This window comes from uncultured Sphingomonas sp. (assembly GCF_913776855.1).
Lineage (GTDB): Bacteria > Pseudomonadota > Alphaproteobacteria > Sphingomonadales > Sphingomonadaceae > Sphingomonas.
In genome coordinates this window covers 1-12,748 of record NZ_CAJYQD010000025.1, presented here as the reverse complement: position 1 = coordinate 12,748, position 12,748 = coordinate 1, and the positions used below count along the sequence as shown (strand labels likewise).

The following is a 12,748-nucleotide window of genomic DNA, read 5'->3' as shown; positions in this document are numbered from 1 at the left end:
GCGGGCTACACCCCCAGCCATTCCAGCCCGTTCGGCAGGACACTGGCGGAAAAATCGACCTGCAACACGCGCCGCCTTACCGGACGAACCGCCGCATCCGATGCGTGCAGGATCGGGGTGGCATAGCACCAGACATGACCCGGTTCGGCCAGACAGGTCGCAACGCCGTGGGTCTGGACGACCAACGGAATGGCGTCGACCGGCACCCGCCCGGCGCGGTGCGATCCCGGCGCAACCAGCAGCGGCGCATTGTCCGCACCCACCGGGTCGAGATGCACCCGAAGCGTCACCATGTCGGCCAGCAGGGCAAAGGGCGGCTCGACATGGTGCAGCCCCGCCTTGACCGTCCACGGTCCGAAGCCCGGCGTATCGATCCGATCGCGGACACAGATCGTGCGATCCTGATGCCAGCCGAGCGCCCAGTTGGTCGCCGCGCTCTTGTCGAACAGGACCGCCCGGACCGGACGACAGACGTCGCCCAACACGCGGGCAGCAATCGTACCGATCGCGCCATCAGCGGCCAGCAGCGATGCCAGCGCGGCATTGCCGGCGATCCGGACGCCGGCACGGTCGGGCGGGACCTCCGCCAGCGCCGCCTCGATCACCGGCAGTTCGGCCATTACCGCGCGATCGAAGCGCTCCGCCCCGTCGGTGGCGAAGCGCAGCGCGGCGGCGGCCTTATCCGTGGACCGCGACGATCGACGATACGACCGTCTGGATCAGCTGCTGGCGTTCCTGCACCGGTCGCGAGGTGTCGCCGATCATCACCGCGACGGCATAGGATTTGCCGTCGGGCGCGGTCAGGATGCCGACATCGTTGAAGCCCGCGGTGCGCCCGCCCAGATCCTGTCCGGTGCCGGTCTTGTGCGCGACGCTCCACCCGGTCGGCAGCGCGGCGCGGATACGGGCGCGGCCGGTGCGGGTGTGGCTCATCGTGTCGAGCAGCCAGCGGGTCGATTGCGGCGACAGCAGCATCCCGTGGTGCAGCCGGGCCAGCGCATCGGCGATGGCACCCGCACCCGCGCCATCGGGCGGATCGGCGACATAGGCCTGATAGGCGGCGCGGCGGACATTGGGGTCGAGCCGCGCGCGCGCCTGGGCAAAGGCATTGCCCTGCGAATATTCCTGTTTCCACGGCAGGCCGGCGGTCTTGGCCTGGAGCAGCCGTTCACCCGGACCGAAGCGGATATTGCCAAGGCCCCGGCTGGCGATGAAGTCGCGCACCGCGACCGGGCCACCGGCCAGGTTCAGCAATTTGTCGTTCGCCGTATTGTCGCTCATGGTCAGCGCGCGGCGCAGCAGGTCGCCGACGGTCGTGTTGAACACGCCGTCCTTCATCAGATACGCGATCGGCTGGTGAAACAGGGTCAGGTCGCTGCGGGTGATCGACACCGGGGTGGTCAGCGCCAGCCGCCCTTCGTCGATCGCGTTCATGGTGGTCAGCGCGACCCACAGCTTGCTGACCGATTGCTGCGGCATCCGCTGGTCCATCGCATGGCCCACGACCCAGCCGTCATCGATGCTGCGCACCGCGATGCCGACCCGTCCCTGGAACCCGCCGCCCAGCGCATTGATCGCCGACACCAAGGCCGGCGGCGCGGGGCTGGTCTGTGCGGGCAGGGGCACCGGCACTGCATAGCGCGGCGCGGCGGCCTGCGCGGCGGGCGGCAGCGTGCGCGTCGCCAGACCGGCACCGCCCAGCACCACCACCGCCACCATCAGCGCCGCGTTGCGCGACCCGATTCGATTCAACATGTGTGCGACCATCTCACCCCGGAATATGGGGTAACCATGCTTGTCCGGGTGTTAACATAACAGGGCATGGCGGACCGCTTGCGACGAATCCCCCTTCAGGGACGACGAATGGCACCCGTCATCAGGGAACGAGAATGGTGTCGACCGCCTCAGCCCCGGTTTCGGGGTAATCCAGCGTATAGTGCAGCCCCCGGCTTTCCTTGCGCTTCAGCGCCGACTGCACGATCAGGTCGGCGGATTGCAGCAGGTTGCGCAGTTCGATCAGGTCGGCGGTGACGCGGAAATGGCCGTAATAGTCGGCAACCTCCTCCGCCAGCAACGCGATGCGGTGGCGCGCGCGCTCCAGCCGCTTGGTCGAACGGACGATGCCGACATAATTCCACATGAACCGGCGGATTTCGGTCCAGTTCTGCTTGATGACCACCTCCTCGTCGGAATCGGTCACGCGGCTTTCGTCCCAGCCCCGGATCGGCGGCGGCGGCGGCAGGTTGTCCCAGCGCGCGGCAATGTCCTTTGCCGCCGCTTCGCCGAACACGAAACATTCGAGCAGCGAGTTGGACGCGAGGCGGTTCGCGCCGTGCAGCCCCGATTGCGATACCTCGCCGACCGCGTACAGGCCGGGCAGGTCGGTGCGCCCGTCGCGGTCGATCACCACCCCGCCGCAGGTATAATGCTGCGCGGGCACCACCGGGATCGGCTGGCGCGTCATGTCGATGCCCAGCCCCAGCAGCTTTTCATAGATATTGGGGAAGTGCCCGCGCACGAACGCCGGGTCCATATGGCTGATGTCGAGATGGACGTAATCGAGGCCGAAGCGCTTGATCTCCGCATCGATCGCCCGTGCCACGATGTCGCGCGGGGCCAGTTCGGCGCGCGGGTCGTAATAGGGCATGAAATTCTTGCCGGTGGTCGGGTTGATCAGCTTGCCGCCCTCGCCCCGCACCGCTTCGGTGATGAGGAAGTTCTTGACCTCCAGATTATAGAGGCAGGTCGGGTGGAACTGCATGAATTCCATGTTCGACACCCGGCAGCCCGCGCGCCACGCCATGGCGATACCGTCGCCGGTCGCGCCGCGCGGCGCGGTGCTGAACAGATAGGTGCGCCCCGCCCCGCCGGTCGCGAGGATCGTCGCGCGCGCGGTGAACAGCTCGACCCGGTCGGTCGCGCGGTTGAAGGCATAGACGCCCCACACATTGCCCGCGCCGGAATAGCGTTGCTCGTGCCGGCTGGTCGCCAGGTCGACCGCCACCATGTCGGGCAGCAGGGTTATGTTGGAATGGGCGCGGGCGGCGCGGATCAGCGCCTCCTGCACCGCCCATCCGGTCGCGTCGTCGACATGGACGATGCGGCGGTGCGAATGGCCGCCCTCGCGGGTCAGGTGCAGCGCCTCGCCCTCCATGTTGAACGGCACGCCCAGCGACGCGAGCCGCTCGATCGCGGCGGGGGCTGCCTCCACGACGAATTCGACGATCGCGCGGTCGTTCAGGCCCGCGCCCGCGACCATCGTGTCCTCGACATGGTTTTCGAACGTGTCGCCGGGTTCGAGGACGGCGGCGATCCCGCCCTGCGCCCATGCCGTCGACCCCTCGTTCAGCGCCCCCTTGGCCAGCACCGTCACGCGGAACCGCTCCGCCAGATGCAGCGCGGCGGTCAGGCCGGCGGCCCCCGACCCGATGATGAGGATGTCGCTCTGGGCAGGGTCGTGGGACAAGATGCGCTCCGCTTGGGGGTTGTCCGACGACTAGGCGGGTTGGGTAGGGCGTGACAAGCAGTGGAGGCGGATTGGCAACCATCCGCTACCGTCATTCCCGCGAAGGCGGGAATCCATAGACGCTGACGTTGCTGATAGAGGTGCGACCGCTGCGTTTATGGACTCCCGCCTTCGCGGGAGTGACGAAGGATAGGGGCCTGCGCTTGGGTGCCCCCTCCCCGGCTCAGAACGACGCCGACAGCTGCGCGAACCAGTTGCGCGGGCGGGCGAAGATGCGCTCCGCATAGCCGAGCGTCGCGAGCGAGGCATTGCCCTGGATCAGGTAGCGCTGGTCGAGGATGTTGTTGACGCCCGCGCTGATCTCGATCCCGTTGGCGAGCTTCAGACCCACCGATCCGTTGCCGACGAAATAGCCGTCCTCCTCGATCAACGGGATGCTGCCGGTGATGAAGGTGATCTTCGACGTATAGCTTCCATCGACCCGCGGGGTCAGCGTCATGCCACCCCCCAGCTCGATCCTGTAAGACAGGCCCAGATTGGCCTGCAGATCGGGGGTGAAGGGCAGGTCGTCGTTCGGCGTCACGGTGGCGGTCGCGCCGGGGATCGGGGTGATGCTCTTGATCTTGTCCTTGAGCACGCTGAGGCCGCCATCGACCATCAGGCCCCATGGCGCGCGCCAGCTCGCCTCCGCCTCCAACCCGCGGATGCGCGCTTCGCCAGCGTTGAACAGCAGCGGCACGACGCCCTGGCGGAAGATCAGCTGGATGTCCTGATATTCCGCCTGGAACGCGGCGAGGTTCAGGCGCAACCGGCCGATATTGGTCTTCACGCCCAGTTCGTAGCTGGTGACGCTTTCGTCCGAGAACGGCACCGGCAGGTTGTCCGACGTCGCCGCATTATAGCGCGTGTTGAACCCGCCCGACTTGAAGCTCCTGGCATAGGACGCATAGGTGCTGACCGCGCCGCTCCAGCGATATTGCACGCTGGCCGAGCCGGTGAGCGCGGCGAAGTCGCGCTGGAACGGGCGGGGGAAGATGACCAGCGGCCCGCCCTGCGTCGTCGCCAGCGTCGGCAGCGGATTGGGATCGGGCTGGGTCGCGGGGAACAGGTTCAGCACCGTCCCCTGATAATATTTGCGGTCGGAGGTGTAGCGCAGACCCCCGCTCATCTCCAGCCGCTCGGTCGGCGACCAGCTGACCTCACCGAACAGCGCAACCGAATTGGTCTTCAGGCGCGACACCTGCAGGTCGCGGCTGCCCGGACCGCCGGCCAGCAGCGAGCGGATGACCGGCGGCGACGGCGGGAAGGCGAGGAACACCGTCGCGCGCTCGTCGGTCGATTCGTTGAAATAATAGCCGCCGAGGATGCCGTTGACCTTCCCGAAGTCGAGCTGGAGCTGGACCTCCTGGCTGAACTGCGCCGATTGCGACCCGACATCGGTGGTGATGAGGGTGAGCGGCGTGTTGTCGGCGTCGCGGATGCCGCGCGAACTGGTTTCGCGATATGCGGTGATGAGCTTCACCAGCGCCTGTTCGGTCAGGTGGATGTTGGCGGTGCCGGCGACGCCCCACACCTCCGACATGCTCATGACCGGCGCGTTGCCGCCGTTCACGAAATCGCCCTTGGCCTGCAGATCGTTGGCGCAGCGCGCGTCGTTGATCATCGGGACATTGGGCGCGCCGAAGCGGGGATCGCCGGCCACGATCGGCGAGAAGGGGATGGTGGCCCCCGGACAGCCGGCGGCAACGCTGGCGATGGCGGCGACCGGCGCCTGTTCGTTGACGCCCGCGAGGACGAACGGCGCGCCATGTTCGTCGCGCCGCGAATAATCGGCGCGCAGGAACAGGTCGAAATCGCTCGACGGCTCCCATTTCAGCGCGCCGTTGAGCGAATAGCCGTTCTCGTTGCCGAGATCGAGGCCGTCGAATGCGCGGATGACATAGCCGTCGCGGCGGCGGAACCCGCCCGACACCCGCGCGGCCAGCGTCTCGCCCAGCGGCACGTTCACCGCCGCGAACCCTTCGCGCAGGTTATAGTCGCCGACGCGCAACCGGGCGCGAACGCTGGTCTTGCCCAGCTGCGGCTGACGGGTGCGCACCAGGATTGCGCCGCCGATGGTGTTGCGCCCGAACAGCGTCCCCTGCGGCCCGCGCAGCACCTCCACCCCGTCGATATCGCCGAAATCGATCGCCCCGCCGACCGCACGGCCGAGATACACTTCATCGAGATAGATGCCGACGCCCGGATCGACCGCCGCGGTCGGATCGACCTGCCCGACGCCGCGGATGAACACGACCGACGCCGCGCTGTTGCCCGACAGCTGCCCTGCCGGCTTGAACTGCAAGCTGGGGGTGATGCGTTCGAGGTCCTGCGTCTGCACGATCTGGCGCTGGTCGAGCATGTCCGAGCTGAACGCCGAAATCGCGACCGGCGTGTCCTGCAGGCTTTCCTCGCGCCGGCGGGCGGTGACGATGATTTCGCCATCCTCGGGTTCGGCGGCGGCGGGCGGCGTATCCTGCGCCGACGCGGCGGCGGGGACGGCGGCAACCGCCAGGGCACCGATCGCGGCATGACAGCGCAGCACGGCAAGCATCGTCGAACGAAGGCCAGTCATAGCATCCTCCCAGGGATGGGGAGATCTGTCGCTCCCCTTGTTTCCCACAGGCTACGCACCGGACTGCTATTGTCAATAACTGTAATGCTTCATTGCTACATGTTGCGTGGTCATGATATCAGTCCGCTTCGGCGAGGATGAGGGCGTCGAGCGCGACCACACCCTCGCCCTTCGGATAGACGACCACCGGGTTCAGATCGACCTCGCGGATCGAGTGCGTCCCGGCCAGCACCCGGCCCAGATTGGCGATCAGGGTCGCGACCGCATCGACATCCAGCGCGGGCGAACCGCGATAGCCATCGAGCAGCGCTCCCTGCTTGAGCGCGCGCAGTTCGGCAACGATCGCGTCATGGGTCAGGTCGGTCGGCAGCAGCCGGACATCGTGCAGCAGCTCGGCAGTCACCCCACCGAACCCGACCAGGATCACCGGCCCCCAATCGGGATCGTTGCGTGCGCCGACGATCAGTTCGACCCCGCGCCGGCCCATCGCCTCCACCTGCGCGCCATCGAGTGCGATGGTCGCGTCATAGGCGGCGACATTGGCGTAGAGCCGCTCCCATGCCGCCGCCAGCGCGGCATCGTCGGCGATGTTCAGGATCACGCCGCCGGCATCGCTCTTGTGGCTGAGCGCGGCGGCCTGCGCCTTGATCGCGACCGGATAGCCGATACGGCCGGCGATCGCCTGCGCATCGCTGAGGGTCGCGGCGAACCCGCCCGCCGGGAACGGGATGCCGACCGGGGCCAGCAGGCCCTTGGCGCGATATTCGGGGATCACCCCGTGGGCCAGGTCGAGCGTCACCGGATCGGCCGCCACCACCGCGAAATCGCGCGCCGCATGGGTCAGCAGGTGCCGCAGCGCGCGAAAGGCGCGGTCGGGCGACGGGAAGTACGGTACGCCGATCGCGCGCAGCCCGGCGATATACTCCGCCGGCACCGGCGCACCGTCGTCCAGCCCGGCGAAGATGACCGGTTTGTCCGGGGCCAACGCGCGGATCGCTTCGGTGATCGCCGGAAACTTGCGCGCCGACGTCGCCGCGTCGGTCTGGATGATCCCGAACACCAGCGCGGCATAGGCATCGTCGGCCAGCAGCGGGATCAGCGTGCGGCGATACAGGTCGGGATCGACCAGCGCCTGCGCGGTCAGGTCCATCGGGTTGGACACGGGGATGAAATCGGGAATCGCCCCGCGCATCGCCGCCGCCGTCGCCCCCGCCATCGCCGGCAGGTCGAGGCCGATCGCCTCCGCCAGGTCGAGCGTCAGCGCCTTGAACGCGCCGCTTTCGGTCAGCACCGCCGTGCCGCCGCGCCGCACCGGCTTGGCGCGCACCGCGATGTCGACCACATCACCCAGCGCTTCGAGGCTGTCGACCAGTATCACGCCCGCGCGCTCGACCTTCGCCTTCATCAGCTGCCAGTCGCCCGCCATCGCGCCGGTATGGGTCGCGGCACTTTCGCGCGCGGCGCTCGACGTGCCGGGGTGGAGCAGCACGACAGGCTTGCCCGCCGCACGCGCCTGTTCCGCAAGCGCCAGGAAGCGCGCGGGCTGGCGGAATTGCTCGACGATCATCGCGATCGCCTGGGTCGCCGGATCGGCGATCAGATGCTCGACATAGTCCTCGACCCCCGATGCCGCTTCGTTGCCGGTCGATACCGACGCGGTGATCCCCAGGTCCTTCGCCATCAGCGTCGTGCCCAGCACCACCGCCATCGCGCCCGACTGGCTGACGATGCCGACCGCCGGCTTGCCGGTCAGGTCGAGGACCGGCGCCTCGACAAAGGTCAGCGGCACCCCGGCGGCATAGTTGACCAGCCCCAAGCAGTTCGGCCCCTCGACCACCATGTCATGCTCGGCGGCGATCCGCGCGACCTCCGCCTGCGCCGCCAGCCCCTCCTCACCCCCTTCGGCAAAGCCCGCCGAAAAGATGATCGCCGCCCCGACCCCACGCGCTGCCAGCACCTTGACCGCATCCAGCACCGCCGGCCCCGGTATCGCCAGCACCGCGGCATCGACGCCCATGGCCAAGTCGTCGATCGACTTCAGGCACGGCCGCCCGTCGATCGTGTCGCGCTTCGGGTTGATGAGGTGAATGTCGCCGGCATAGCTGTGCCGTTCGAGGTTGCGCAGCACCGCATTGCCCAGCGCGCCCGGCGTCGGCGACGCACCGACGATGACGACCGAACGGGGGGTAAGCAGGCGGGAAAGGTCGGGCATGAGATATATCCCTTTCCTCCCCGGTTCGGGGAGGCGGCAGCGCGGCAGCGCTGACGGAGGGGGCGTCCACGCAACGCGACCGTTGCGAATACCGACACCCCCCTCCACCATGCTGCGCATGGTCCCCCTCCCCGTGCCGGGGAGGATCTTTTCAGGTCAGGCTTTCGTGCGATCCTTGTCGTACGCGCCCAGCCCCGGCTTGTAGCTCTTCTCGTCGATGAACTGCCGGATGCCTTCCTTGCGGCCTTCATTGTCGAACGAATTGGCCGCTTCCTGCGCACGAACCAGATAGTCCTCGGCATCGTCATAGCTCATGACGCCGACCCGCTTCATCGCGTCCTTGGTCGCCTTCAGCGCGACCGGGTTCTTGGCCAGCAGCACCTTGGCCACCTCGGTCACGCGGTCCTTCAGCTGCGCCAGCGGCAGTGCCTCGTTGACCAGGCCCCATTCGACGGCGGTCCGACCATCGATATTCTCGCCCATCATCGCGTGGTACATGGCTTTCCGGAACGGCATCAGCTCCTGCGCGACCTTGGTCGCACCGCCGCCCGGCAGGATCCCCCAGTTGATCTCCGACAGGCCAAACTTCGCCTCCTCGGCGGCGAACGCCAGGTCGCAGGCGAACAGCGGGCCATATCCGCCGCCGAAACACCAGCCATTGACCATCGCGATCGTCGGCTTCTGATACCAGCGCAGCCGCCGCCACCAGCCATAGCTCTCGCGCTGTGCTTTCCGCGTGCCGGCCAGCCCCTGCGATTCGGTTTCGCGGAAATATTCCTTCAAATCCATGCCCGCGGTCCATGCCGGCCCCTCGCCCGACAGCACCAGCACGCCCACATCGTCCCGAAACTCCAGCGCGTCGAGGACCTCCATCATGTCGCGGTTGAGCGTCGGACTCATGGCGTTGCGCTTGTCGGGTCGGTTGAACCGTACCCACGCAATGCCGCCCTCGACATCATAGGCGACGACGCCGTTGCTGCTCGTTTCGGTCATGGTGCAAACCTCTTGCTGGCGCCGGCGATCGGTTTCGCCGGCGAAAATGTCGAATGGGACACGCGGGTCGGCGCGGGACACGCGCCGTACCGTCAGATGGGATAATGGCCCGGCTGGGTCTCGATCGTGATCCAGCGCAGCTCGGTAAAGGCGTCGATCCCCGCCCGGCCGCCGAACCGGCCATATCCGGATGCCTTCACGCCACCGAACGGCATCTGCGCCTCATCATGCACGGTCGGGCCGTTGACGTGGCAGATGCCCGACTGGATGCGCCGGGCGACGCGTAGGCCGCGTGCGGTATCGCGGGTAAAGACCGATGCCGACAGGCCATAGGCGGTGTCGTTGGCTAGGGTAATCGCATGATCCTCGTCACGCGCGCGGATCACCCCGACGACGGGGCCGAAGCTTTCGTCGCGGAACAGCTTCATGTCCGGCGTCACGTGATCGATGACATGGGCGGGCATCAGCACGCCATCCGCCGCGCCGCCATTCACCTGCACCGCGCCCGCGCCGACCGCATCGGCGATCAGCGACTGGACATGCGCCACCGTCTTCCGGTCGACCACCGCGCCCAGCGGCGTTTGTCCCAAGCGCGGGTCGCCGACCGCCATCGTGCGGACCTTCGCGGCGAATTTCTCGACAAAGGCATCGGCGACCGCATCGACCACGATGATCCGCTCGGTCGACATGCAGATCTGGCCCTGGTTCATGAACGCACCGAACGCGGCGGCCTTCACCGCCTCGTCGAGGTCGGCATCGTCCAGCACGATCAGCGGCGCCTTGCCGCCCAGTTCCAGTAGCACGGGCTTCAGATGCTCGGCCGCGCGTTTCGCGATGATCCGCCCGACATGGGTCGACCCGGTGAAGTTGATCCGGCGGATATGCGGGTTGTCGATCAGCGCGCCGACGACGTCCCCCGCATCCTCGGGCGCGTTGGTGACGATCGACACCGCGCCTGCGGGCAGCGCCTCGGCAAAGGCTTCGGCGATCAGGCTGTGGGTGCGCGGGCATTGCTCGCTCGCCTTCAGCACCACCGTATTGCCGCACGCCAGCGGCGCAGCGACCGCGCGCACGCCCAGGATGATCGGCGCGTTCCACGGCGCAATGCCCAGCATGACGCCGACCGGCTCGCGCAGCGCCATCGCGATGCAGCCCGGCTTGTCCGACGGGATCACCTCGCCCGCGATCTGCGTGGTCAGTGCGGCGGCCTCGCGCACCATCGATACCGCCAGCATCAGGTTGAACCGCGCCCACCCCTCGGTCGCGCCGATCTCGCCCATCATCGCGTCGACGAACTGGTCGCCCTTCGCCGCCAGCGCGTCCGCCGCCTTGGTCAGCGCGGCACGGCGGGCATTGGGTCCCAGCGCCGACCATGCGGGAAAGGCAGCGGCGGCGGCATCGACCGCGGCGTTCGCTTGCGCTGGACCGAACGCCTGTGCCGTGGTGGCGACGGCCCCGGTCACGGGATTCATCCGGTCGAACGTTGTTGCGGACGCCATCGCGGCCTCTCCTTATTTGTTATGTTTCATAGCCTAAAAGGAGTTGCGGAGGCCGTCAATCGGGCAATTGGCCTAACGCGTCATCGTCGCTGCGGATTTCCCGCCCAGCAGCAGCAACGCTACCGCCGCGACCAGCGACCCGACGCCCATCAGCACCGCGACGGTCTGCAACCCATATCCCGCGGAAAACAGGAAACCGGCAATCATCGGCGCCAACGCCGACCCGCCCCGCCCGATGCCGATGACGAACCCCGTCGCGGTGGCACGGAGACCAGTCGGAAACCGTTCCGCCACCAGCGCATACAACCCGACGACGCCGGCATTGGTCGCAAAGCCGGCAGCGGCGGCAACGATCGACAGACCCGACAGGTCGCTCTGCGCACGCCCGAATACGATGACCAGCGCAGTCGACAACAGCATCGCGCCGATCGTCAGCGCCAACAACCGCAGCTTTCCCGTCAGCAGCCCCAGGATCAGCGATCCCGTTGCCCCACCGATACTGGCCCAGACCAGTACCCCCGCCGCCTGTGGGGCCGGAAAGCCCATGTCGACGACGATCTTCGGGATCCATTTCAGGATGAAATAGAAGGTCATGATATGCGCCAGATAAGCGAGCGTCAGCGCGATGGTGGTGCGCAGCAGCGCGGGGGAAAACAGCGCCACGACCGGCGCCTTGGCGGCGATCCCGTGCAGTTCGGGATCGGGCAGTGCGTCGATGGCATCATGGCCCATCCGGCGCAGGGCAACGTTGATCCGCGAGAGTGCGTCGGCCGGACGCCGATGCATCAGGAACGCGACCGACTCGGGTGCGCGCCACAGCACCAGCGGCACGAACAGCGCGCTGCACAAGGCGCCAAAGAGGAACACCGCCCGCCAATCATAGTGGGTCAACAGCACGGCGGACACCGACCCGCCGACGATCGTCCCGATCGGATAGCCTGCCGCCATCAATACGACGGCCAGCGCCCGATGCTTCGCATTGGCCGCTTCGGCAACCGCCGCATTGGTCGATGCCAACATCCCGCCAATGCCGAGGCCGGTCGCAACGCGCCAGAACGACAGGCCGACGATACCCGTCGCACTTGCCGCACCCAACATGCCGCAGGTCATCACGCCCAGACAGCCGAGGATCGTGGTCCGTCGCCCCAGTCGATCGGCAAGGCCGCCCAGAAACAGCGACCCGATCGCCATCCCGACCAGCTCCATCGACAACACGATGCCCAGCGCGGCGCGATCGATGCTCCAGTCGGCGGCGATACCCGGCGAGGCAAAGCTGATCGACAGCACGTCGAACCCGTCGAGCGCGTTCAGCCCGACCATCGTGCCGACGATTCCCCATTGGAATCGCGACATCGGCGCCTGCTCGATCGCTATGCGGGGGTCTTCGACCACACTACGTCCTCTCCGGTTTTTGTTATGTAAGGTAACATATACCGGGAGTTGGGTTTGCGGCAACCGCCATTGCCGATCCTCCCTGTGATCCAAAGGGGTTGTGGATAACTGTGGATAACGCCGCTGACCCCTGTGGATAACTACGGGATCGCATGAGTGAGATTGCCTGCGCCGACACAGTTCGCGCGAACGATACAAAGGGTTCGTGCGGCTCCGCAACAGCATGGCTGCCGAGCCGTCGTGGTCGCTTCGTTACGCCGGACGTGGTTCTGATCTGACGATCGGACCGTCGAACGAAGGCACCGCATATGGGCAGGAAGGAAACACTGTCGATCCATCAGCTGCGCGCGGTCCGAACTGGTTGGGGCAATGCCCCCATGCTGCAGAATATAAAGGAAGCCGAACAGCCTCCGGAACGCTGGAGCGTTGGGGCCAGGCAAGTCGGGCTGGTTTCGGAAGGCGGCGATCGCAGGATCACCGGACGCAGGAAAGCCCCGTCTCTGGGGAGGCGGGGTGTTGTGTGATTTGGTTGCGGGGACAGGATTTGAACCTGTGACCTTCAGGTTATGAGC

The 12,748-nt window shown here is 67.1% G+C and carries 8 protein-coding genes; all 8 read right to left on the bottom strand.

All coding sequences use genetic code 11. The features are described 5' to 3' along the window. Positions 1 to 5: 5 nt before the first annotated feature. On the bottom strand, positions 6 to 620 hold the full coding sequence (locus tag QZ755_RS06515) for a phytanoyl-CoA dioxygenase family protein (protein WP_294320943.1): 615 nt from the start codon (positions 618 to 620) through the stop codon (positions 6 to 8). A 58-nt stretch (positions 621 to 678) separates the two neighbouring features. Then, complete coding sequence (locus tag QZ755_RS06510) at positions 679 to 1,755, bottom strand: serine hydrolase (protein WP_294320941.1); 1,077 nt, start codon at positions 1,753 to 1,755, stop codon at positions 679 to 681. A 121-nt stretch (positions 1,756 to 1,876) separates the two neighbouring features. Continuing rightward, positions 1,877 to 3,466 carry an L-aspartate oxidase gene (gene nadB / locus QZ755_RS06505; RefSeq protein WP_294320938.1) on the bottom strand — a complete coding sequence of 530 codons (1,590 nt, stop codon included), beginning with the start codon at positions 3,464 to 3,466 and terminating at the stop codon, positions 1,877 to 1,879. 223 nt (positions 3,467 to 3,689) lie between these two features. Continuing rightward, positions 3,690 to 6,080 carry a TonB-dependent receptor gene (locus QZ755_RS06500; RefSeq protein ID WP_294320937.1) on the bottom strand — a complete coding sequence of 797 codons (2,391 nt, stop codon included), beginning with the start codon at positions 6,078 to 6,080 and terminating at the stop codon, positions 3,690 to 3,692. 118 nt (positions 6,081 to 6,198) lie between these two features. Next, the gene (locus tag QZ755_RS06495; protein ID WP_294320936.1) at positions 6,199 to 8,292 is read right to left on the bottom strand and encodes an acetate--CoA ligase family protein; all 2,094 of its coding nucleotides are present in this window, start codon (positions 8,290 to 8,292) and stop codon (positions 6,199 to 6,201) included. Between the two features lie 156 nt (positions 8,293 to 8,448). Beyond that, positions 8,449 to 9,285 carry a p-hydroxycinnamoyl CoA hydratase/lyase gene (locus tag QZ755_RS06490; protein ID WP_294320934.1) on the bottom strand — a complete coding sequence of 279 codons (837 nt, stop codon included), beginning with the start codon at positions 9,283 to 9,285 and terminating at the stop codon, positions 8,449 to 8,451. 92 nt (positions 9,286 to 9,377) lie between these two features. Further along, on the bottom strand, positions 9,378 to 10,784 hold the full coding sequence (locus tag QZ755_RS06485; RefSeq protein ID WP_294320931.1) for an aldehyde dehydrogenase: 1,407 nt from the start codon (positions 10,782 to 10,784) through the stop codon (positions 9,378 to 9,380). A 72-nt stretch (positions 10,785 to 10,856) separates the two neighbouring features. Continuing rightward, the gene (locus QZ755_RS06480; protein ID WP_294320929.1) at positions 10,857 to 12,137 is read right to left on the bottom strand and encodes an MFS transporter; all 1,281 of its coding nucleotides are present in this window, start codon (positions 12,135 to 12,137) and stop codon (positions 10,857 to 10,859) included. Positions 12,138 to 12,748 lie beyond the last annotated feature (611 nt).